19 protein-coding genes are annotated in these 21,949 nt (G+C 56.4%); 11 read left to right on the plus strand and 8 right to left on the minus strand.

What is annotated here, in order from left to right; all coding sequences use genetic code 11:
• Positions 1 to 125: 125 nt before the first annotated feature.
• The gene (locus tag SCU88_RS23505) at positions 126 to 1,172 is read left to right on the plus strand and encodes an AI-2E family transporter (RefSeq protein WP_175340218.1); all 1,047 of its coding nucleotides are present in this window, start codon (positions 126 to 128) and stop codon (positions 1,170 to 1,172) included.
• A gap of 4 nt (positions 1,173 to 1,176) precedes the next feature.
• On the opposite strand, the gene SCU88_RS23510 is transcribed toward SCU88_RS23505, so the two are convergent.
• A complete protein-coding gene (locus tag SCU88_RS23510) occupies positions 1,177 to 1,683 on the minus strand; it encodes a phenolic acid decarboxylase (protein WP_175340042.1) in 507 nt (168 codons plus the stop codon).
• A 100-nt stretch (positions 1,684 to 1,783) separates the two neighbouring features.
• On the opposite strand from SCU88_RS23510, the gene SCU88_RS23515 reads away from it, so the two are divergent.
• Entirely contained in the window at positions 1,784 to 2,641 is an 858-nt protein-coding gene (locus SCU88_RS23515; protein WP_175340043.1) for a LysR substrate-binding domain-containing protein, read from the plus strand.
• A 56-nt stretch (positions 2,642 to 2,697) separates the two neighbouring features.
• The gene (locus SCU88_RS23520) at positions 2,698 to 3,492 is read left to right on the plus strand and encodes an SDR family NAD(P)-dependent oxidoreductase (RefSeq protein ID WP_175340044.1); all 795 of its coding nucleotides are present in this window, start codon (positions 2,698 to 2,700) and stop codon (positions 3,490 to 3,492) included.
• Between the two features lies 1 nt (position 3,493).
• On the opposite strand, the gene SCU88_RS23525 is transcribed toward SCU88_RS23520, so the two are convergent.
• Together SCU88_RS23525 and SCU88_RS23530 are read right to left on the minus strand one after the other, a co-directional pair.
• Complete coding sequence (locus tag SCU88_RS23525) at positions 3,494 to 4,963, minus strand: SulP family inorganic anion transporter (protein WP_138099105.1); 1,470 nt, start codon at positions 4,961 to 4,963, stop codon at positions 3,494 to 3,496.
• A 2-nt stretch (positions 4,964 to 4,965) separates the two neighbouring features.
• A complete protein-coding gene (locus SCU88_RS23530) occupies positions 4,966 to 5,595 on the minus strand; it encodes a carbonic anhydrase (protein ID WP_138094694.1) in 630 nt (209 codons plus the stop codon).
• Positions 5,596 to 6,152: 557 nt separating this feature from the next.
• Here SCU88_RS23530 and SCU88_RS23535 point away from each other — a divergent pair.
• The 6 genes from SCU88_RS23535 to SCU88_RS23560 all read left to right on the plus strand — a co-directional run bounded on the left by SCU88_RS23535 (position 6,153) and on the right by SCU88_RS23560 (position 13,337).
• On the plus strand, positions 6,153 to 7,115 hold the full coding sequence (locus SCU88_RS23535) for an alpha/beta fold hydrolase (protein ID WP_421805400.1): 963 nt from the start codon (positions 6,153 to 6,155) through the stop codon (positions 7,113 to 7,115).
• Between the two features lie 66 nt (positions 7,116 to 7,181).
• Positions 7,182 to 7,577, plus strand: coding sequence for a rhodanese-like domain-containing protein (locus tag SCU88_RS23540; RefSeq protein WP_138094699.1), 396 nt, complete (start codon positions 7,182 to 7,184; stop codon positions 7,575 to 7,577).
• A 396-nt stretch (positions 7,578 to 7,973) separates the two neighbouring features.
• A complete protein-coding gene (locus SCU88_RS23545) occupies positions 7,974 to 9,020 on the plus strand; it encodes a nitronate monooxygenase (protein ID WP_175340045.1) in 1,047 nt (348 codons plus the stop codon).
• A gap of 64 nt (positions 9,021 to 9,084) precedes the next feature.
• Entirely contained in the window at positions 9,085 to 9,942 is an 858-nt protein-coding gene (locus SCU88_RS23550) for an AraC family ligand binding domain-containing protein (RefSeq protein WP_175340046.1), read from the plus strand.
• A gap of 39 nt (positions 9,943 to 9,981) precedes the next feature.
• Positions 9,982 to 10,389 carry a DUF2000 family protein gene (locus SCU88_RS23555; protein WP_175340047.1) on the plus strand — a complete coding sequence of 136 codons (408 nt, stop codon included), beginning with the start codon at positions 9,982 to 9,984 and terminating at the stop codon, positions 10,387 to 10,389.
• Between the two features lie 248 nt (positions 10,390 to 10,637).
• Positions 10,638 to 13,337 carry an autotransporter outer membrane beta-barrel domain-containing protein gene (locus tag SCU88_RS23560; RefSeq protein ID WP_175340048.1) on the plus strand — a complete coding sequence of 900 codons (2,700 nt, stop codon included), beginning with the start codon at positions 10,638 to 10,640 and terminating at the stop codon, positions 13,335 to 13,337.
• A gap of 21 nt (positions 13,338 to 13,358) precedes the next feature.
• On the opposite strand, the gene SCU88_RS23565 is transcribed toward SCU88_RS23560, so the two are convergent.
• Complete coding sequence (locus SCU88_RS23565; RefSeq protein ID WP_175340049.1) at positions 13,359 to 14,564, minus strand: aminoacetone oxidase family FAD-binding enzyme; 1,206 nt, start codon at positions 14,562 to 14,564, stop codon at positions 13,359 to 13,361.
• Between the two features lie 227 nt (positions 14,565 to 14,791).
• On the opposite strand from SCU88_RS23565, the gene pitA reads away from it, so the two are divergent.
• Positions 14,792 to 16,288 (plus strand): inorganic phosphate transporter PitA, encoded by a 1,497-nt coding sequence (pitA, locus tag SCU88_RS23570; RefSeq protein WP_175340050.1) that lies wholly within the window; start codon positions 14,792 to 14,794, stop codon positions 16,286 to 16,288.
• A 56-nt stretch (positions 16,289 to 16,344) separates the two neighbouring features.
• Here the strand turns inward: pitA and uspB are convergent, their stop codons facing one another.
• Positions 16,345 to 16,680, minus strand: coding sequence for a universal stress protein UspB (gene uspB / locus SCU88_RS23575; protein WP_175340051.1), 336 nt, complete (start codon positions 16,678 to 16,680; stop codon positions 16,345 to 16,347).
• Positions 16,681 to 17,080: 400 nt separating this feature from the next.
• On the opposite strand from uspB, the gene uspA reads away from it, so the two are divergent.
• Positions 17,081 to 17,518, plus strand: coding sequence for a universal stress protein UspA (uspA, locus tag SCU88_RS23580; RefSeq protein ID WP_138094741.1), 438 nt, complete (start codon positions 17,081 to 17,083; stop codon positions 17,516 to 17,518).
• Positions 17,519 to 17,559: 41 nt separating this feature from the next.
• On the opposite strand, the gene SCU88_RS23585 is transcribed toward uspA, so the two are convergent.
• The 3 genes from SCU88_RS23585 to prlC all read right to left on the minus strand — a co-directional run bounded on the left by SCU88_RS23585 (position 17,560) and on the right by prlC (position 21,932).
• Complete coding sequence (locus tag SCU88_RS23585; RefSeq protein WP_175340052.1) at positions 17,560 to 18,801, minus strand: SulP family inorganic anion transporter; 1,242 nt, start codon at positions 18,799 to 18,801, stop codon at positions 17,560 to 17,562.
• A gap of 328 nt (positions 18,802 to 19,129) precedes the next feature.
• Complete coding sequence (rsmJ, locus tag SCU88_RS23590) at positions 19,130 to 19,882, minus strand: 16S rRNA (guanine(1516)-N(2))-methyltransferase RsmJ (protein ID WP_175340053.1); 753 nt, start codon at positions 19,880 to 19,882, stop codon at positions 19,130 to 19,132.
• A 7-nt stretch (positions 19,883 to 19,889) separates the two neighbouring features.
• Positions 19,890 to 21,932, minus strand: coding sequence for an oligopeptidase A (gene prlC / locus SCU88_RS23595; RefSeq protein ID WP_175340054.1), 2,043 nt, complete (start codon positions 21,930 to 21,932; stop codon positions 19,890 to 19,892).
• Positions 21,933 to 21,949: the final 17 nt, after the last annotated feature.

A 21,949-nucleotide genomic window follows, 5' to 3' on the forward strand; every position in this document is an offset into this window, starting at 1 on the left:
CCAGTATAAACGCAATCTTCAGCAGGCGACTGCGCGTTTTTCAGATATCATCCGTCGTAAATGCGCCAGATATCGCTACACTTTCTGGCGCCCCACCTGCTACCACTCATAGAAAAGGATTGATGATGTCAGGCTATGACCCTGAGAAAGCCGGGCTGCATATGCTGCAGAAGCTGGCGGCGTTGGTCATTATTGTGGCCGGTATCCGCGCAGCGTCGGATATTATTGTGCCGCTACTGCTGGCGGTATTTTTTGCTATCGTGCTCAACCCGCTGGTGGTCTGGTTTATGCGCCGCGGATTGCAGCGCGGCCTGGCGGTCACCGTGGTGGTGATTACCATGCTGATCCTGATGTCGCTGGTCATTGGCGTGCTGGCCAGCTCGCTCAATGAATTCGCTACCCGACTGCCCGAATTCAACCAGATGTTGACCGAAAGAGCGCTTCAACTGGAACGGTTGATTCCCGGTAATCAGCATCTTTCGCCGGAACGCCTGCTACAGCGCATGGATTCCGAACGAATGGTCTCTTTCGCCACCACCCTGATGACCCAGCTTTCTGGCGCCATGGTCAGCGTGGTGGTGCTGGTAATGACCGTCATCTTTATGCTGATGGAAGTGCGCCACATTCCCTATAAGCTGCGCTTCGCCCTGAATAATCCGCGGATTCACATCGCCAGCCTGCACCGCGCCCTGAAAGGGGTGAGCCACTATCTGGCGCTCAAAACCCTGATGAGTCTGTTAACCGGGATAACTACCTGGGTGGGGCTGAAATTGCTGGGGGTGGAGTTCGCACTGATGTGGAGCGTGCTGGCCTTTCTGCTGAACTTTATTCCCAATATCGGCGCGACTATCTCCGCCATTCCCCCCATGATACAGGCGATGCTGTTTAACGGCTGGTACGAATGCCTGATGGTGGGCGCGCTGTTTTCCGCCATTCATATGGTCATCGGCAATATGATAGAACCAAGGGTGATGGGCCGTCGTCTGGGAATGTCAACGCTGGTGGTTTTTCTGTCGTTGCTGTTCTGGGGTTGGCTGCTGGGGCCGGTGGGAATGCTGCTTTCGGTGCCGCTAACCAGCGTCTGTAAGATCTGGATGGAGACCACCAAAGGGGGAAGCAAACTGGCGATTTTGCTGGGCCCCGGGCGCCCGAAGCAGCGCCCGTTGCCATAACGCGTTATTTCAGATTGTTGGGGAAATCCGCAGGCAATTCGCTAGCCGGGCAGTTGATGACGCTGTCGTCATCTGCCCCACAGTCGCGAACGCAGGTAATGGTGGCGAACTCATCGATAACTTCGGTGGGATACGCCGGGCCCGCTTCGCGATACGCCTCCATCTGCGCAATATGGTCGTTCTGGAAGCAAACCGTTTTTTCCGGGTTATTCATCACCCAGCGCGGGAAGAAGATGGTGCCGTGGAACAGGCGATCGCCCAGGTTCACAATCAGGCTGACGTCGGTCCCGGTCGGCTCAGTCCAGGAAATTTTATAGATATTCTCTCCCACCCGCACAATATAAGCATGCTGATCTTTCACCCAGCGATTACCGACAATCCCGCTGTGAATGCGGTAATCCAGGGTGCTGGCGTTTTTTACGTAAATTTCGTAATTCCAGCCGTTATCGTAGGTATACACCAGATGTTTGCCCACAAAACCGCTCAGATCCTGTTTATCGAAGTTGCTCATGTTGTACCTCCTGATGAATTGATGAGATAAGAATACCTCTTCACTTTTTGGGTGAATAACGCTAATTTTTCATTAAATTCATCGGATAGTTAAATCAATTATGCACAAAACAACCCTTGAGCAGTGGGCGCTACTGGAAAAAGTAGTCGAACTGGGCAGCTTTGCCCGGGCGGCAGAGGCAAGCAACCGCAGCCAGTCATCGGTCAGTTATAACCTGAATCTGCTCCAGGAAAGGCTTGGTGTGGCGTTGCTACAGCCACAAGGGCGCAGGGCGGTGCTGACTCCGGCGGGAGAGCTGCTTCTTGCCCAGGCCAGGCCACTGCTCAGTGCCTTTTACTATCTTGAATCCCGCGCCGCCACCCTGCGCGACGGCGTACGCGCTCGCCTGGATCTGGTGGTGGATGCTATTTATCCCCGCGCCCGATTGTTCAGACTGCTTAAACGCTTTCAGCAGTTGCACCCCGCCACCCGCATCCATCTGACCGAAGTGCTGGAATACGAACCGCTAAGCGCCGATGCCGACGTAATGGTGCTGACCCGCCGTCAGGACATCAGCGGTCGCGGTCAGTGGCTGATGAATATCGACTTTGTGGCCGTAGCGCATCGCGATCATCCCCTGAGCCATATTGATGAACCGCTCAGTGAAGAGTTACTTGCCCGCTACCCTTTAATCCAGATTGCCGGCCGCGATGCCCGGGAAAGCCCTGACCACTCACCAGGGGAAAACTGGATCTTTTCGACCATTGACGCCGCGACTGAAGCGGTACTACACCAGGTGGGCTACGGCTGGCTGCCGGAAGAGCGTATTGCCGGGCAGCTTGCCGACGGCACCCTGCTTCCACTGCCCCTCAGCCATGGGACGCGTCGCGCCACGCCGCTACACCTGCTGGTGCGCCAGGATCTCACTCCGCTGGATGCCCCGGTTGCCACCCTGCTGCGCCTGTTTAACGAAGCCTGAACCGCACGGCTGCTACCCTTAGTGGTGATAATTCATCAGACATGAGGAGCAGCAACATGTATATCGACCTTTCCGGAAAGCGCGCCCTGGTCACTGCCTCTACTGGCGGAATAGGCCTGGCGATTGCGCACGGGCTGGCGGAAAGCGGCGCCGAAGTGATCATTAACGGACGCAGCGATGACTCGGTGAACCACGGTCTGGAGACGCTGCGCTCGGCGCTTCCGGCCGCGAATCTACGCGGCGTGGCGGCGAATCTGGACAGCGCACAGGGCGTTGAAACCCTGCTGAAACAGGTCGCCGGAGTAGACATTCTGGTGAATAACGCCGGTATCTACGGCCCGCAACCCTTTGATGAGGTCGATGACGCCACCTGGGATCGCTTCTGGCAGACCAACGTGATGTCCGGCGTGCGCCTTTCCCGAGCCCTGCTCCCGGCCATGATGACCAAAGGCTGGGGCCGGGTGGTGTTTATCTCCTCCGAATCGGCCCGCAATATCCCCGTCGATATGATCCACTATGGCGTTAGTAAAACGGCGCAACTGGCGCTGTCCCGCGGGCTGGCGAAATATGCCGCGGGCAGCGGCGTCACGGTCAACAGCGTACTGCCCGGGCCAACGATGTCGGATGGATTCGAAGCAATGATGCAGGAAGAGATGGCCAAAACCGGTAAGTCGCTGGAAGAACTGGCAAAGGCGTTCGTAATGGCCGAGCGGCCCGCCTCAGTGATTCAGCGGGCCGCCACGGTAGAGGAAGTGGCGAATATGGTGGTATACGTCTGCTCACCCCAGGCCTCCGCCACCTCGGGCGCCGCCCTGCGGGTGGACGGCGGCGTGGTGGACGATATCGTCTGACTCAGGAGAGCGCCACCGGCCACTGATTCAGACTGATGCCGCGCTGGCGGGCGTTCTCGCCAAAGTCGGCCAGAACCGCCTTTACGTCGGGATCCATCCAGCTGGCATTATCGTGTTCGACGATCACCACGCTGTTTTCCGGGATCTCCGCCAGCAGATTCTGCAGGCGCGGGTTGTGCATGAAGGTCAGGTTCTGCTGAAAGCGCAGCACATAGTGGTCATCGTAGCGGGTAAGCTGCAGCGCGTTACGATGGCTCTTATAGATGCTGTAGAGAATCTGCGTCGCCAGCCCCAGCCCGATCCCCGCCAGCATGCCAAACAGAATGATGCCGACAATGGTGGTGATAAAGGGAACAAACTGCTGGGCGCCCATGCGGGCATGGTCGACAAACAGCCGCGGCGACGCCAGCTTATAGCCGGTATGCAGCAGCACCGCCGCCAGACTCGCCAGCGGGATCAGGGAAAGCAGACCGCTGAACCAAAGACCGCAGATCAACAGCAGCCCGCCATGTATCAGAATAGAAAGCTTCGACTGCGCCCCGGAACTGACGTTTACCGAACTGCGGACAATGACCGCGGTAATCGGCATGGCGCCCAACAGGCCGGACAGCAGATTACCCACCCCCTGAGCGCGTAGCTCTTTATTGGGCGACGGCGACGGATGCTGGGGACGCAGCTTATTCAGCGCCTCCTGGCTGAGCAGTGTTTCCAGGCTCGCCACCAGCGCCAGGGTCAGTGCCACCACATAGACCGATGGATTCTGCCAGGCCGCCCAGTCCGGGCCTTCCAGTTCGCCGATCACCCCGCCCAGGCTGGCGAATTCAGGCAGTGAGATACGCGGCAGCGCGGCAAACCACTCCGGCGCCACGCGCTGGGTCACCAGCGTCGTCACCACCCCTACCAGCACCGCGATCAACGGCCCCGGGATCCAGTTAACCGACTTCGCGCGGCGGATAAACGGCGTGGACCACAGCCAGAGGATCAGCAGCCCGCTTCCGCCCACCAGAATGGCAGGCAGCGAAAAGGCGAAGCTGCCGGTCAGCAGCTCTCGCCAGCCGTGTTCGCCCGAAGCCCGTAGCGCCACGGGGATCTGCTGAATAATCAACAGAATGCCTATCGCCGCCAGCATTCCTTTAATCACGCTTCCCGGCACCAGCGAAATAAAGCGCCCGGCACGAGCCACACCCAGCGCAAACTGAATCACCCCGGCCAGCACCAGCGCCAGCAGGAAGGCGGAAAATGATCCCAGAGTCTCCAGCGAAGCGACCACAATGGTGACCAGCCCGGCGGCCGGTCCACTGACCGCGAAGCGCGACGGACTCATAGCCGTCACCACCAGACCGCCGATCACCCCGGTCAGCAGACCGACGAAGGGGGGCAGGCCGCTGGCCTGCGCGATGCCCAGACAGAGCGGCAGCGCGACCAGAAAGACGACCAGCCCGGCGGGAATATCCTGACGCAGCGTACTCAAGTTCATGGGGACGACTCCTCTGCGGTTTGTTCTATCAGGTCTTTCAGGTGGCCGCTGCCCAGCTCGTAGACGCAGCCGTACAGCCCCAGCGCCCGACCGCTGCGCCAGACCTCACGCACCGGTTCGCAGGCCGCCAGTCGGGCAAACTGGATAAGGACATTTGCCTCCACCAGCCGTTTATGGCGCTCGGCCTCTTCATCTTCCGAGCGATGAAACTGATCGATATCGTCACCCAGAGCGCCGCGCAGGCTGGCGATACGGCGGGACAGCGCCGAATCTTCATTCGCCAGCGGCAGTTCGGGAAGGGCCAGCGCCGCCTGAACGCCGCCACAACCGTAGTGGCCGCACAGCACCACCCGCTCCACTTTCAGGTTGTACAACGCGTACTGCAGTACGCTCATAAAATTATCGTCCGAACTATCGACCATATTGGCGATATTGCGATGGACAAACAGCTCGCCGGGATGAGAGCCGGTCAGAACCTCTGCCGGTACCCGGCTGTCGGAACAACCAATCCACAGTGAATGCGGCTGCTGCTGATGCACATATTTCTCAAAATAGTTCGGGTCCCGTTGACGGCACTGAAGCGCCCAACTACGGTTTCTGGCTAACAGGGGTTTTAACGTCGTCAAAGCGTGCCTCTTTAATTCGGAAATACCTCTTCGGCCTGGTCATGCGATAATGCATGGCACATTGACTACAACGTGCATTTCCACCAGGCCACAACTGCGAAAAATAAGGTGTAGCATCTTTCGATCATCAATTAGCCTAAGATTTATCCTATAAACAAAATTAATTTATTTATGTCATTTTACTTAAATTTAATGTCTATTTTTCGTAAATTCACAAAACTGCAATCGTTATCACTGAACGCTCTACCAGCACTTTAAAAACATATAGTTAAAAGTATTTTCTTAACTAAAAATTAATTATCATTCGTTATAAAAATGACTTTCGTAAATTTATTTAAATAACCAATCATTAGATAATCTTATTTCACCTTCACTTTTATGGTTATTGCTCGCGACAGTTTCACCCGAACCCAATTTTCAGTATAAAAACCATTAACACCCTTTCCGGTGGGAATTATCAGCCGTACTTATTTTCCCTCCGATTTTATTAGAATTGCTAAAGGAGATTCACGATGTCCCGAAAGCTGTTACGCGTTTCCCTGCTGGCCGCGGGCCTGATGCTGGCGGCGCAAAGCCAGGCCGCCGTCACCTATGGCGAAAATCTGGAAGGGTTCGACTATCCCTGGCCTTTACATCACTTTGACTTTCAGTCCCAGCAGCAGGAGCTGCGTATGGGCTACATGGACGTCAAACCTGAAAAGCCCAATGGCCGGGTTGCCGTGCTGATGCACGGTAAAAACTTCTGCGGCGCCACCTGGGAAGGCACTATCAAAGCGCTGACCGACGCCGGTTTCCGGGTTATCGCGCCAGACCAGATTGGTTTTTGCACCTCCAGCAAACCGGACTATTACCAGTACAGCTTCCAGCAACTGGCAGATAACACTCATCACCTGCTGGAAAAACTGGGCGTGAAAAAGGCCATTGTTATCGGTCACTCTACCGGCGGAATGCTGGCTACCCGCTATGCGCTGATGTACCCGCAGCAGACCGAAAAACTGGTGATGGTCAACCCTATCGGGCTGGAGGACTGGAAGGCAAAAGGGGCGCCTTACCGCACCGTGGATCAGTGGTATGAGCGCGAACTGAAAACCAGTGCGGAAGGTATCAAAGCCTATGAACAGAAGACCTACTATATGGGGAACTGGAAGCCGGAATATGACAAGTGGGTCGATATGCTGGCCGGGCTGAACGCCGGGCCGGGGCATAAAAAGGTCGCCTGGAATTCGGCGCTTATCTACGACATGATCTTCACCCAGCCGGTCTGGTATGAATTTAAAGACCTGAAAGTACCCACCACGCTGTTTATTGGCACCGGTGACACCACCGCCATTGGCAGCGATATTGCGTCGCCAGAGGTGAAAAAACAGCTCGGCAACTACCAGGTACTGGGGAAACAGGTGGCGAAGATGATCCCCAATGCCCGACTGGTAGAATTCCAGGGTATGGGCCATGCGCCGCAAATGGAAGATCCGCAAATGTTCCACCAGCGACTGCTTGACGATTTGGGTAGCAAGCCGTAAAGAATAATATCTGACGCTCCGAAGTCGGGGCGTCATAGATAACCCCCAATATAATAAGGATAAAAAATGAGTATTGTTTCTGAATATCAGGCAGAGAGTCTCCAGGAAGTCGCGCAATACTTTAGAAAGAAACTGCAATTTGAAACCGACTGCGCCGATGTTCATAGCGCATTCGCCAATGGCGATATCGACTTTACCCTGATTCACGCCGTCGGCAGTGAAGAAGCCTTTCGTCAAAAGCATATTCCCGGCGCCATGCACTTCCCACATCGATTAATGACCGAAAAGAATCTGGCCGACTGGGACAGAGACGCACTCTATGTGGTTTATTGCGCAGGCCCCCACTGTAATGGTGCCGACAGGGCGGCGATGAAAATGGCGGATCTCGGTTTTCGGGTTAAAGTGATGCCTGGCGGCCTGACCGGCTGGGCGGACGAGGGATTCGCATTCGCGGGGGAATAACTCACCAGACCTGACAATAATAAATTGTCACGGTATTAGAGTCAGGAACCTTTTTTTGTATTCGATCATACTTTTAAAGGTTCCTGTATTAATTCATTTTCTTGTTGACCTTTCATCTTTTTATTTTCAGGACTATCGAACATTAAAAATAAAAAAGAAGTTAATGGATAACATAAAAACCATGACGAATAAATTTAGCCAGATAAGGGCATGCGATATCAGTCCGGTTTATCTTTGGCTAACGGATGGAACCAACTAAATTTAATTTCTATTTAATAATCAAATGGATACCAAACATAAAGCAACCGTCCAAATTCTCTGCGCCATCAAATAGTTGCTTTTCAGATGCACTTTATGTTGCCATGTCGTTACCAGATACCGCTTAAGGTTAACGTTATGGCAACATTTTCACTTGCAACACATCCGCTGATTCAGGCACCGATGGCGGGGGTCTCTACACCGGAGCTGGCGGCAGCGGTGAGTAATGCCGGGGCGCTGGGCTCCATTGGTCTGGGCGCCGCTACACCTCAAAAAGCCAGAGAGATGATTCAGGCGACCCGGGCGCTGACCGACAGGCCCTTTAACGTCAATCTGTTCTGCCATGCTGCCGCACGCCGCGACGCCGGGCGCGAACAGCGCTGGATTAACGCCCTGACCCCGGAATTTAGCCGCTTCAACGCCCTTCCCCCCGGCGAATTACGCGAAATCTACCAGAGCTTTATCGATAACCCGGAAATGCTGGCCGTGCTGCTGGAAACGCCTCCCGCCGTGGTGAGCTTCCACTTTGGACTGCCAGACCAGCGTGCCCTTGAGGCGCTGCGCCAGGCCGGTGTCCACACCCTTGCCAGCGCCACCAGCGTGGAAGAGGCAGTACTAATCGCCGAAGCGGGTATCGACACCGTTATCGCTCAGGGCGCCGAGGCAGGCGGCCACCGCGGGATGTTTGACCCCGACGCGCCCGATGCTCTGACCGATACCCTGTCGCTGGTGAAAGCCATTCGCCAGCGCTGCCAATTACCGATCGTCGCCGCCGGCGGCATGATGGACGGCGCCGATATCGCCCGGGCGCTGGAAGCAGGCGCCTGCGCGGCCCAGCTCGGCACCGCTTTTGTCCCCTGCCCGGAATCCTCTGCCGATGTCCACTACCGGGAAGCGCTCAGCAGTGAACGGGCGCAGTATACCGCCCTCACACGCACCATCTCCGGGCGCCCGGCTCGCGGCATTATCAACCGACTGCATATCGATGCGCCTGCCAATGATGTGGCCGACTACCCGGTGGCTTACGATATCGGCAAAGCACTGCATCAGGCCGCCAGCGCCAAAGGATGCCACGACTACGCAGCCCACTGGGCCGGAACCGGAGCCCCACGCGCGCGCGCCATGCCTGCGGCGCAGCTGGTGGAAACGCTGGTGCGGGAGTTGGAACAAAAACGTCAGCACTAACGGTATTCGGCATAAACCTGAATATGCTTAACTGACAGACCAGATAAGTAGACGGAGCGTTCTGATGGGTACGGCATCAACCAGCGGCGACTGGCTCAGATTACAGCGCGATGCGGAAACCGGTATCGAAAGCGTACATGCTCATTTCAACGGCCACGCCTACGATCCTCACGATCACGATGAAGTGCTGGTCGGCATCACTCAGCAGGGCGTGCAGCGCTTTCACTGCCATCGTTCACTGCATACCAGCAGCCCCGGGCGCGCCATTTTGATTGAACCGGGCGCGGTGCACGACGGCCACGCGCCAGAGGCCGAAGGCTTTACCTACGCGATGCTCTATCTACCCCAGGACTGGGTGTCGGACAATATGCAGCGGCGCGGCGCCGGAGATGTTTCCGCTCTTCAGGGAGCATTTCGCAGCACGCTAACCGAAGACAGTCGGCTGATTACCGCCATCCAGCAGGCCTTCTTTGCCATACACCATCAGGAAGGTCGGCTGGCTCGCGATCAGAGTATGGATCTGCTTATCGATCGTCTGGCGCAGCATGTCAATCCGCGCCCCATACAGGAGCATCCTCTGGGGCGAATGGCGCTGGTACGTGATTATCTCCACGATAATATGGCGCTGAATATTGGACTGGACGAACTTGCCCGCTGCGCCGGAATCGATCGCTTTCGCCTGACCCGCCAGTTTAAAGCCGCCTTCGGGCAGCCGCCCCATGCTTATCTGGTCCGGTTACGACTGCGCACGGCGCGCAGGCTGCTGGCTCAGGGTCTGGAACCCGCGCTGGTCGCAGCCCAGGTGGGTTTTGCCGACCAGAGCCACCTTGGGCGCTGGTTCCAGCGCGCTTACCGCCTGACGCCCGCAGCCTGGCAGCGTCTGTGCACAAAGGTTCCAGACTTGCCTGATCGCCGCTTCTAAGATGGTCCTTCCCTCAGGACTTAATGAAGAGAATGACCGATGTTCGATACTAAAATCGCTTTTATCGTGCGCGACGATCTGGCTACCTGGCAACGCCTGAACGTAGTGGCCTTCCTGGCGACTGGCGTTGCCTCTGCGGCGCCGGAAATTATCGGTGCCCCCTATATTGATGCCCGCCAGCGGCGCTATCCTGCAATTTCCGGGCAACCCATGCTGATCTTTTCCGGCGATCTGGCCACGCTCCAGTCGGCACACCGTAAAGGGCTGGAGCGTGACTTAACGCTGGTGCCCTATGTAGAAGCCATGTTCTCCACCGGCCACGACGCCGCCAACCGGGAAGTTTTTCTGGCGGAAGATGCCGATAATTTAAATCTGGTCGGGCTCGCCATTCAGGGGCCAAAGAAGCTGGTCGATAAAGCAATTAAAGGTATCGCTTTACATAAATAGCCATATATTAAAAGCCGAAAACAATATTATTTTCGGCTTTATCAGAATACTTCACTTACATAAATCAACTTAATAACCCATCATCTTAAAAATAAGAATATTACCGAAACCACATCTCACTCAGGAAATAATCCTGCGCTCATTCTTAAAGACTCTTCATTATAATTTAACTCGTTATTTATCTCGCCATCTTTATCGATTATTCCCCGCCTGTTAATGAATAACAGACGATAACAGGGAGTGTTTTTATGACAACGCGCTTATTATCAAAACCGTTACTGGCTATTGCCACCGGTTCGATTATGGTCACCTCTTCCGGCTGGGCGGCCAGTTATGTGGCCAGTGACAAACAGGTTCACGACCTGAGCGATGCCAGCTATTCAAGTACCGCAACCGGCTCCAATAACTCCGCAATATGGGTTAACAGCGACACCACCGTTAACGGCCAGCGCCTGACCCTAAGTTCAAACCTTTACAACGCCGCAGCGGCCCACAGCACCTATGGCGGCACCCTGAACCTGAAACAGAGCCAGCTCACCACCAGCGGCACCATGGTCTATGGCGCCTGGGCACGTTATCAGACGCTAAACGGCGTGGCGTCGCTGGTCACGCTTGATGCCAGCACGGTCTCTACAGAGGGAGAGAGCGGACACGGCCTGGCGGCAGAGCTCGGCGGTCGTATCGTGGTACAGAACGACAGTACCATCACCACCCATGGTTATGGCGCCGCTGGGATTTTCTCAACAGGAACTTACAGAGGCAGCGCCTCCAGCGTGGAATTTAATGGCAGCAACATTGTCACCCATGGAGAACTGGGCTACGGCGTCTTCGCCTATAACCAGGGAGTGGTCGCTATCAACAACAGTACTATTGCCACCGATGGCAATACCGGTGTAGGGCTGGTTTCGGATAACGGAACCCTGACTGTCACCGACACCACCGTCAATACCAGCGGTTATTACGGCGTGGGAGCAACGGTGCGCTCCGGCGGTACGCTGTCGTTACAGAATGCAGGCATTACGACCACCGGGGAGCAGGCGCACGGCCTGCTGATTCGCGCCGGAACCTTCTCCATGCGTGACAGCACGGTGGATGTGAGCGGCCCCGACGCCAGCGCCCTGGCCGTGGGTAGCGAAGCGGATCATCCTATTGAGATTACTGCCAGTCAGTTACGCGCCAGTCATGGCGATGCGATTGCTTTAGCCGGCACCAGCACCACCGTGAATCTGAGCGAAGGCAGTATGGTGAATGGCAACATCAGCGCAAGCGCGGATACAACGGCAGGCACCACCAGTAACGCGCAGATTCTGGCCGATGCCTCCACACTGATGGGAGATATCACCGTGGAAAACGGCAGCGCGCTGGATATGACGCTCAGTAACGGCGCAACGCTCACCGGTCGTACACAAAATCTGAGCCTTCTGGATCTGGACGCAACCAGCCGTTGGTCCCTGACTGGCGACAGCGATGTTACTACCCTGACCAATAACGGTACCGTCGTTATCAGCAGTGCAGCCGACGGTGTCTGGACGCCCACCACGCTGACCGTCACCGACCTTACCGGCAATGGCGCCTTCGCTATGCAGACCGATATTGCCGGGCTGCGCAGCGATCGGCTGGTCGTTACCGGCAGCAGTGCCGGTAGCCACAGCCTGAGCGTGCAGAACAATGGCGCAGCCACCACCAATGGCAGCGAAGTACTGACGCTGGTAAAAACTGCCGATGGCGCAGCGGGTTTTAGCCTGAATCATAATGTTGAACTGGGGGGCTACGAGTACCGCCTGCGCCAGAATGCTACCAACTGGGAGCTGTACAGCGAAACAGTCCCGGAGCCGGAGCCGCAACCTGAGCCAGAACCCCAGCCGGAACCCCAGCCGGAACCCCAGCCGGAACCCCAGCCGGAACCCCAGCCGGAACCTCAACCTGAACCCACACCTGAACCCACACCGGAACCGGAACCTCAACCCACACCTGAACCCACACCGGAACCGGAACCACAACCCATACCGACGCCACAACCGTCACCAGGGCAGATCACTACGACCGCCAACGCCGCAGCGGGGATACTCACCAGTACCTATCTGCTGAATCTGGCGGAAAACGAAACGCTGATGCAGCGCATGGGAGAGGTTCGCCAGAGCCAGCAACTCGGCAATATGTGGATCCGCGGTATCGGTGGGCGCTTCGACAGTTTCAGTAACGGAAAACTCAGCAGTTTCACCATGGACTACAGCGGCTGGCAAATTGGCGCCGACCGCCAGATTCCGGTCAGCCAGGGCAACGCCCGACTTGGCGTGATGATGGGCTATACCCGGGGCACCCAGAGCCTACGCGGCGGCGACGGTACCGTCACCAGTAGTAGCCTCGGCGGTTACCTGACCTGGCTTTCCGACGACGGCTGGTACATCGATACCATCGCCAAAGCCTCGCGTATGAAGAATAGCTTTAGCGTGCAGGACAGCGCAGGAGATAACGTCAGCGGTATGGCGGGCAGTTGGGGCTATAACCTCTCTATTGAATCCGGCAAACGCTTCTGGTTCAGCGAGGCCCGTGAAGGTTTCTGGCTGGAGCCCCAGGGTCAGTTAAGCTGGGGCTATCAGTTAGTCAGATCCGCCCATGCCAGTAACGGCCTGAGGGTGGATTTCGATAACTTACAGTCGCTGCTCGGCCGCGCCGAAATCCAGGCCGGTTATACTCTGAATCAGGGGAGCATCCCGACGGAAATCTACCTGAAAACGGGCTACCTGCGGGAATTCAAAGGGGATATCAGTTACCGTCTGAACGGCTCGCCCGAGTCCGAAAGTCTTAGCAGCAACACCTGGAATAGCGGACTGGGGGTAAACGCAACCCTTGCTGACGATCACCATATCTGGCTGGAGTTCGATGCCAGTACCGGTAATCGTTACGACCACCGGAAGGTGAACGCGGGCTACCGCTTTACCTTCTGATGGCCGACGCCATAGCGCACCTTATGCCGCGCTATGGCGTTCCTGCAACGCCTGGGCGCAAGCCCAGGCTGAGCTCCAGGCCCACTGGAAGTTATACCCCCCCAGCCAGCCAGTGACATCCACCACCTCGCCGATGAAATAAAGCCCGGGAACCTCCCGCGCTTCCATAGTGCGTGATGAAAGCGCATGGGTATCCACGCCTCCCAGGGTCACTTCGGCAGTGCGGTACCCTTCGGTGCCATTCGGTTGCACACGCCAGTTGGCCAGCAGATCCACCAGCGCCTCCTGCTGGCGCACGTTCAATTGTCTGAGCGTAACATCCGGTATCTGGCCTTCGCTTTGCAGGATCTCCACCAGCCGCTTCGGCAACTGCTGTGCCAGCGCGTTCTTCAGACTCTGATCCGGTTGGGCAGACCTCCGCTCATCCAGGAAAGCCGCCAGATCGGCGTCCGGCACCAGATTCACCGTCACCCACTCCCCCGGTTGCCAGTAGCTGGAGATTTGCAGGACAGCCGGGCCAGACAATCCCCGATGGGTAAACAGCAGGTTTTCCCGGAAGCTGACGCCGTTTTCCGCACTGATAACCGCCGCCACCGACACCCCTGACAGGGTCTGAAACTGCGCCAGTTGCGGCTTGTGCAGGGTAAAAGGCACCAGCCCGGCGCGGGTAGGCAGAACCGCCAGGCCAAACTGCTGCGCCACTTTGTAGCCGAAGGGCGAAGCGCCAAGGCCCGGCATGGAAAGGCCGCCGCTGGCGACCACCAGCGCAGGTGCCCGGACTTCATCACCATTCAGGGAAAGCGTATAGCCGTCATCATCACGCGCAATATCCAGAATTTCACTGCGCAGCCGCAGCGTCACCTGACCTTTTTCGCACTCCGCCATCAGCATATCGACAATCTGCTGGGCCGAATCGTCGCAGAACAGCTGACCCAGGGTCTTTTCATGCCAGGCAATGCCGTAGCGTCCCACCAGGTCAATAAAATCCCACTGGGTATAACGGGCCAGCGCGGACTTACAGAAATGCGGGTTCGCGCTTAAATAAGCGCCAGGCTCGACATAGAGGTTGGTAAAATTGCAGCGCCCGCCGCCGGACATCAGGATCTTGCGTCCGGGCTTTTTACCGTTGTCGACAAGCAGCACCTTCAGCCCGGCCTGGCCCGCCTGGGCTGCGCAAAAAAGACCCGCTGCGCCTGCTCCTATCACGATGACATCAAACTTTTTCACGCCGTTTCCCCGCTTCTTTGAGGTGGCGAATTGTAAAGATTCCTCGCTGGTCACACCAGACAAAGAAAGAATATCAAAAGTAACGCGTTGAAAATAAACAACTAATTTTTTGAGACTACCCAGAAAGAATCAGGTTATGTCAAAAAAAGTCTATATTTCACTTGGCCCGCGCCGCAATTGTCCTGGATAATGCGCCGCGTTCATGTCCACAAAATGGCGTAACGTCTATGCTACATCTGTTTGCCGGGCTGGATCTTCATACCGGCCTTTTATTGTTACTTGCTCTGGGATTTGTACTGTTTTATGAAGCAATCAATGGCTTCCACGACACCGCAAACGCAGTAGCAACGGTGATTTACACCCGAGCGATGAAATCGCAGCTTGCGGTTGCCATGGCGGCGGTGTTTAACTTCCTTGGCGTTCTGCTTGGCGGCCTGAGCGTAGCCTATGCCATTGTGCATATGCTGCCGACCGATCTGCTGCTTAACGTCAGTTCCGCACACGGTCTTGCCATGGTTTTCTCCATGCTGCTGGCCGCTATTATCTGGAACCTCGGCACCTGGTATTTTGGGCTGCCAGCCTCCAGCTCCCACACCCTTATCGGCGCTATTATCGGCATCGGCCTCACTAACGCACTGATGACCGGCACTTCCGTCGTCGATGCGCTGAACATCCCCAAGGTTATCGGCATCTTCATGTCCCTGATCATCTCTCCGGTGGTGGGGCTGGTGATTGCCGGTGGTCTGATTTTCCTGCTGCGTCGTTACTGGAGCGGCACCAAGAAACGGCGTCGTATTCACCTGACGCCCGCTGAACGCGAAAAGAAAGACGGCAAGAAAAAACCGCCGTTCTGGACCCGCATCGCGCTCATCATCTCCGCTATCGGCGTAAGCTTTTCACACGGCGCTAACGATGGTCAGAAAGGCATTGGTCTGATTATGCTGGTTCTGATTGGCGTGGCACCGGCCGGTTTCGTGGTTAATATGAATGCCAGCGGCTACGATATTGCACGTACCCGTGACGCTATCAACCACGTAGAGCAGTACTTCCAGCAGCATGGCGATACGCTTAAGCACGTTATCGATATGGCGCCGGTCATTCCTACGCCTGAAGAGGTGGAAGGCAAGCCGCACGAGTTCCACTGCGACGCCGGGCGTGCCGTACTGGCGCTGGACCGCGCCAAGCAGATGCTCAACGGTCTGGAAAGCTACGATCAACTTTCCGTCGAACATCGTGGCGATCTGCGCCGCCTGCTGCTCTGCGTTTCCGACACCGCCGATAAAGCGGCTGCGCTGCCGGAAACTAAAGCGGAAGATAAGCGTTACCTGAAAGACCTGAAAAAGGATCTGCTGTTTACCATTGAGTACGCCCCTATCTGGATCATTATGGCTGTCGCGCTGGCGCTGGGCATTGGGACCATGATCGGCTGGAAGCGCGTAGCGACCACTATCGGCGAAAAGATTGGTAAGAAAGGCATGACCTACGCGCAGGGGATGTCCGCCCAGATGACGGCAGCCGTTTCCATCGGGGTCGCCAGCTACACTGGGATGCCAGTATCCACTACCCACGTGCTCTCCTCCTCTGTGGCGGGGACCATGGTCGTGGACGGCGGCGGTCTGCAGCGCAAAACCGTCACCAATATCCTGATGGCCTGGGTCTTCACCCTGCCGGCGGCGATTGGACTTTCCAGCGGTCTTTACTGGATTTCGCTGCACTTTATTTAAGCGTGCAGACGTCACCCATAAATCAGGCGGGCCAGCAATGGCCCGTTTTTTTTGTCTCAGTGCCAAATCATTAGCCCAACCAGGCTAATAACAACCAGACCGCACAGCGAACTGGTCAGAATAAACTGACGACGTACCCGCTCACAGCGGCGGATAAACTCCTCATCGTGATGATCGCGATAGCGCTGCGCATAGATATAACGCACCAGACGCATTTGCTTACTGGGCTGCCCGTGAGACGTGAAAAAGCCGCTGCCATCGACATACTGATACAGCAGGGGATCACAACCACGAAGCACCACCAGAAGTGCGCGCAATGATGAGAAGTAGCGCGCCATGTTCACCACACAAACCACACACAAGGCCCAAAACAGCGCGACGGTGCTGATCATACCACCTCCCCGACGTACTGCCCACGAAGCCGCGCTCCGGGGCTTCCGCTTCCCAATAACCCAGACTACGGTGATGACAAGAGACACAACAAACCCGATCGGAGTCACAAATATCTATCCAAACGGTTTAATTATTATTGTAGGAGATCCATTAATTTTTTTGCCACATAGTTAATCCTCATCACGGTATTTCTGCGCACTTTTTCGTGAAATAAGAACAGCTAAGCTAATGACGTTGACGCTTTGCCCTGGCTCGCAGTAAGGTACTGATAGCATCTATAATGAGTGCATAAAGTTCCCGCACATGTGGAACGCAGGAGGCGGGAGCGAGGATAGCCATCAATCACGGCGCGCTATCCGCTCCATCTGGTCATCGACATCTTATGGAAGGAGTAACACCATGGCTTACAAACACATTCTGATCGCGGTAGACCTCTCCCCCGAGAGTAAAGTACTGGTAGAAAAAGCGGTTTCAATGGCGAAACCCTACGACGCGAAAGTTTCCCTGATTCATGTCGATGTGAATTACTCCGATCTTTACACCGGATTGATCGATGTGAACCTGGGCGATATGCAGAAGCGTATCTCAGAAGAAACTCATAACGCTTTATCTGAACTGTCCAACAACGCCGGTTACCCAATTACCGAAACCCTGAGCGGTAGTGGCGATCTTGGCCAGGTACTGGTCGATGCCATTAAGCAATACGATATGGACCTGGTGGTCTGCGGTCATCATCAGGACTTCTGGAGTAAGCTGATGTCCTCTGCCCGCCAGTTGATTAATACCGTCCACGTCGACATGCTCATTGTGCCGCTGCGCGACGACGACGAAGAATAACCAGCCAGAATGAGCGGGGCCTCTGGGGGCCCCGCTCATTTTTAACGCTCACGCTCAAGACGCCCCGCCGTCAGACTTCCGAGCTGGCTACGTAGCGTATATCCCAGCACCTGAACTCCCACGCCCAACGCAATGCCGCTCAGCACCCCCAACGAGATAATGCCTCCCAGCGTCGCCAGGAACGAAGCAAAATCAAATACGCCCTGTCGCCACTGCTGTTTCAGCACTCCGGGCGCCGCCAGTTTGCGACCACTGGCGATCAAAATTGACGCCAGCACTGGCATGGGAATCAGGCTAATCAGCCCGCTAAGCCAGAACAGCGCTACCATCAGCAGTAAACAGTGAACAATGGCTGACAGACGGGTGCGGGCACCGGCGTTAACGTTAACCGAGCTTCGTACAATCACCGACGTGACCGGCAGGCCTCCGCACAAGCCACTGAGGATATTGCCCGCCCCCTGAGCATAAAGCTCGCGATCGGAGGATGGCGGCGGCGTCTGAGTTTTAAGCTTCTTCAGCGCCTCCTGACTTAGCAACGTCACCAGACTCGCCACCAGCGCAATATTCACCGCCGTTAACCAGACCTGTGGATTGGTCAACGCGCCATGCCAGTCGGGATGTGACAGCACGTTACTCCAGGCTCCTGGACTCGAGAGCTCAGGCAACGTCACCGTTTTTACGCCGTCGCCAAGCGTCGTCCAGGCCTTCATCAACGCCAGTCCCAATGCGCCAGCCAGTACGGCTATCAACGCCGCCGGTACCATTGAGATAATGCGCTGGCGTTTAATCATGGGCAACTCCCAGCCAAACAGGATAATCAGCGCCAGGGCCGCCAGCAGCAGCGAGCCGGGCGACAGGCTAAAAGTTGTGGTATTTAGCGCCATCGCAACCGGAATCTGTTGAGTAACCAGCATAATGCCAATCGCCATTAGCATCCCGGCGATCACCGGGGCTGGCGTCAGCGTGATCCAGCGCCCGGCTTTAAGCCAGCCCATCAACAGTTGCATTACACCGGCCAGCACGATGGCGGTCAGCAGCAACGGCCAGGAGCCAAGGCTTGCGGAAGCGCCCAGAATAATGGTCACCATACTGGCTTCCGGGCCGCTCACTGCATAACGCGACGGACTCAGCAGCGTCACCAGCAGCCCTCCGGTAATACCCGTCACGACCCCAACTACCGGCGGCAACCCACATGCTTGGGCGATCCCCAGATTCATCGGCAGCGCCACCAGAAATACGATAATCCCGGCCAGGATATCACTACGGATTGTCGTTCCGTTCATCAGGCCGCCCTCCCTATGAAGGGCAGCATAGTGCCGGTGTTGAGTAACGAAACAATCAGGACAACAAGCGATTTGACTGGATTCACGATAAGGCTCCCCTGTCAGTGAACGTGTATCCGTCAATCTGGGAGAATTTTCTTAACGAAATCTTAAATAAAATTTATCATTCAAACGCTACTGCAAATGACAACTTATCATGCCTTTAAATAAAATTATTTAAAAACAAATGAATAACAGAAAACAACAAGGAGAAAAATAACGGCGGGATGATTATATAAGTTAATCTTATTTAAGATTATCCGCCTCTGAGTGAGGCGGGTAGCGTCTGTTACTCGGGCGTACCGGGGTAGATATCGAAACGGTGACTTTTGGTGGTGACCGCCGACTGCGTCGCTTTACCGGCCAGCGGCGGCGCGTAGTCCGGGCGCTTGACCACCACCCGCTTCGTCGCCAGACGCAGCGCGGGCGACAGCAGTCCATCGGCATCTTCGTCGGCCCCCACCAGCGCCTGAAATACCCGCATCTCTTTCTTCACCAGCGCACTCTTCTGGCGATGGGGAAACATGGGATCCAGATAAACCACCTGCGGCCGCGGCCGTAAATCATCCAGCGCCGTCAGGCTGGTGGCGTGAATCAGCGTCAACCGCTCGCGCAGCCAGCCGCCGATTTCGGGATCGGCGTAGCCGCGGCGCAGGCCATCTTCCAGCAGCGCCGCCACCACGGGATGACGTTCCAGCATCCGTACCCGACAGCCCACGGCCGCCAGTACAAAAGCATCGCGTCCCAGCCCGGCGGTGGCGTCCACCACATCCGGCAGATAGTCCCCTTTCACGCCTACGGCTTTGGCGACCGCCTCACCGCGCCCGCCACCAAAGCGCCTGCGGTGCCCCATGGCACCGGAGACAAAATCGACAAAGATACCGCCAAGCTTTGGCTCGTCGCGCTTGCGTAGCTCCAGATGATGCGGCGTAAGCACCAGCGCCAGCGGGCTGTCAGCGTCGTGTTCCAGCCCCTGGCGCTGGGCCAGAATGGACAGGGCGCCGTCACCGGCGCCCGACTCATCGAGTAAACAGATTTTCACGAAGCGATTAGCCCTTGATGCCGTAGTGTTCCAGCATGGCATCCAGCTTCGGCTCGCGGCCGCGGAAGCGTTTGAACAGTTCCATCGGCTCTTCAGAGCCGCCACGGCTCAGGATGTTATCCAGGAAGGAAAGACCGGTTTCGCGATTGAAGATACCCTCCTCTTCGAAGCGAGAGTATGCATCTGCCGCCAGTACGTCGGCCCACAGGTAGCTGTAGTAACCCGCCGCATAACCACCGGCAAAGATATGGCTGAAAGCGTGCGGGAAACGGCCCCACTCGGGACCAGGCACCACGGCCACTTGCTTTTTAATCTCGCGCAGAGTTTCCAGCACCTTCGCGCCCTGCTCGGGGTTAAACTCCGCATGCAGACGGAAGTCGAACAGGCCAAACTCCAACTGACGCAGAATAAACATCGCCGCGTTGTAGTTCTTCGCCGCCAGCATTTTGTCCAGCAGCGCCTGAGGCAGCGGCTCGCCGGTCTCATAATGGCCGGAGATAAACGCCAGCGCTTCCGGTTCCCAGCACCAGTTTTCCATAAACTGGCTCGGCAGCTCGACCGCATCCCACGGCACCCCGCTGATGCCGGTCACACCCGCTGCTTCAATGCGGGTCAGCATATGGTGCAGGCCGTGACCAAATTCGTGGAACAGGGTGGTCACTTCATCGTGGGTGAATAGCGCCGGTTTACCGTTAACCGGGCGATTAAAGTTACAGGTCAGATAAGCCACCGGCTTTTGCAGGCTGCCGTCGGCCATACGCATCTGCCCTACGCAGTCGTCCATCCAGGCGCCGCCGCGCTTGTGTTCGCGGGCGTAGAGATCCAGATAGAAGCTGCCGCGCAGCGCGTTACTGTCATCATACAGTTCGAAGAAACGTACATCCGGATGCCAGACATCCACATCCTTACGCTCCTTCGCCGTAATGCCGTAAATACGGTTAACCACCTCGAACAGGCCGTTGATCACACGCTGCTCAGGGAAGTAAGGCCGCAGTTGTTCGTCGCTGATGCTGTAAAGATGCTGCTTCTGCTTTTCGCTGTAGTAAGTGATATCCCAGGGCTGAAGTTCGTCCACCCCGTGCTCCTGCTTCGCAAAAGCGCGAAGCTGAGCCAGCTCTTCTTCACCCTGGGGACGAGCGCGCTTCGCAAGGTCAGTCAGGAACTCCAGCACCTGAGCGGTGTTTTCCGCCATTTTTGTGGCCAGAGATTTCTCGGCGTAGCTGCCAAAGCCCAGCAGTTGCGCCAGTTCATGACGCAGCGCCAGGATCTCATTCATGACAGGCGTGTTATCCCATTTACCGGCGTTCGGCCCCTGATCGGAAGCACGGGTGCTGTAAGCGCGGTACATCTCTTCCCGCAAGGCCTGGTTATCGCAATAGGTCATTACCGGGAGATAGCTCGGAATATCCAGGGTCAGCAGCCAGCCTTCCTGCTCTTTGGCCTCGGCCTGAGCGCGGGCGGCGGCCATGGCGCTTTCCGGCATACCGGCCAGCTCAGCGTCGTCGGTAATCAGTTTGGTCCAGCCCATGGTAGCGTCCAGCACGTTATTGCTGTAGGCGGAGCCCAGTTCCGACAGGCGGGCGGCGATTTCGCCATAGCGCTGTTGTTTCTCTTTTTCCAGACCGATGCCAGACAGTTCGAAGTCGCGCAGCGCATTATCCACCGCCTTCTTCTGAGCCACATCCAGCTGCGGGTAATTTTCACCATCGCGCAGGTTGCGATATGCCTGATACAGCCCCTCATGCTGACCAACCCAGGTGCTGTATTCGGACAGCAGCGGCAAAGTCTGTTCGTAGGCAGCACGCAGCTCGGGGCTGTTTTTAACCGAGTTCAGGTGGCTTATCGGCGAGAAGATCCGCCCCAGACGATCGTCCACTTCCGCCAGCGGCTGACAGAGGTTATCCCAGCTATACGGCCCCCCCTGCGCCACCACGCTTTCCACTTTCTCCTTACAGGCCTTCAGCGCTTCGCTGACGGCGGGCACCACATGTTCGGGCTGGATACTGGAAAACGGCGGCAGGGCAAACGGGGTCAATAATGGATTTGTCATAAGCTCGGTCCTGAATT

The sequence above is a fragment of the Jejuibacter sp. L23 genome, from assembly GCF_050815825.1.
GTDB classification, from domain to species: domain Bacteria; phylum Pseudomonadota; class Gammaproteobacteria; order Enterobacterales; family Enterobacteriaceae; genus Jejubacter; species Jejubacter calystegiae.

What these genes read in the sequence shown, in the direction of transcription:
- SCU88_RS23550 (WP_175340046.1), top strand. Translation starts at nt 9,085, where the DNA reads ATGGGTACGGCATCAACCAGCGGCGACTGGCTCAGATTACAGCGCGAT.
- pitA (WP_175340050.1), top strand. Translation starts at nt 14,792, where the DNA reads ATGCTACATCTGTTTGCCGGGCTGGATCTTCATACCGGCCTTTTATTG.
- SCU88_RS23515 (WP_175340043.1), top strand. Translation starts at nt 1,784, where the DNA reads ATGCACAAAACAACCCTTGAGCAGTGGGCGCTACTGGAAAAAGTAGTC.
- uspA (WP_138094741.1), top strand. Translation starts at nt 17,081, where the DNA reads ATGGCTTACAAACACATTCTGATCGCGGTAGACCTCTCCCCCGAGAGT.
- SCU88_RS23520 (WP_175340044.1), top strand. Translation starts at nt 2,698, where the DNA reads ATGTATATCGACCTTTCCGGAAAGCGCGCCCTGGTCACTGCCTCTACT.
- SCU88_RS23585 (WP_175340052.1), bottom strand. Translation starts at nt 18,801, where the DNA reads ATGAACGGAACGACAATCCGTAGTGATATCCTGGCCGGGATTATCGTA.
- SCU88_RS23510 (WP_175340042.1), bottom strand. Translation starts at nt 1,683, where the DNA reads ATGAGCAACTTCGATAAACAGGATCTGAGCGGTTTTGTGGGCAAACAT.
- SCU88_RS23555 (WP_175340047.1), top strand. Translation starts at nt 9,982, where the DNA reads ATGTTCGATACTAAAATCGCTTTTATCGTGCGCGACGATCTGGCTACC.
- prlC (WP_175340054.1), bottom strand. Translation starts at nt 21,932, where the DNA reads ATGACAAATCCATTATTGACCCCGTTTGCCCTGCCGCCGTTTTCCAGT.
- SCU88_RS23560 (WP_175340048.1), top strand. Translation starts at nt 10,638, where the DNA reads ATGACAACGCGCTTATTATCAAAACCGTTACTGGCTATTGCCACCGGT.
- SCU88_RS23505 (WP_175340218.1), top strand. Translation starts at nt 126, where the DNA reads ATGTCAGGCTATGACCCTGAGAAAGCCGGGCTGCATATGCTGCAGAAG.
- uspB (WP_175340051.1), bottom strand. Translation starts at nt 16,680, where the DNA reads ATGATCAGCACCGTCGCGCTGTTTTGGGCCTTGTGTGTGGTTTGTGTG.
- SCU88_RS23535 (WP_421805400.1), top strand. Translation starts at nt 6,153, where the DNA reads ATGCTGGCGGCGCAAAGCCAGGCCGCCGTCACCTATGGCGAAAATCTG.
- SCU88_RS23545 (WP_175340045.1), top strand. Translation starts at nt 7,974, where the DNA reads ATGGCAACATTTTCACTTGCAACACATCCGCTGATTCAGGCACCGATG.
- SCU88_RS23540 (WP_138094699.1), top strand. Translation starts at nt 7,182, where the DNA reads ATGAGTATTGTTTCTGAATATCAGGCAGAGAGTCTCCAGGAAGTCGCG.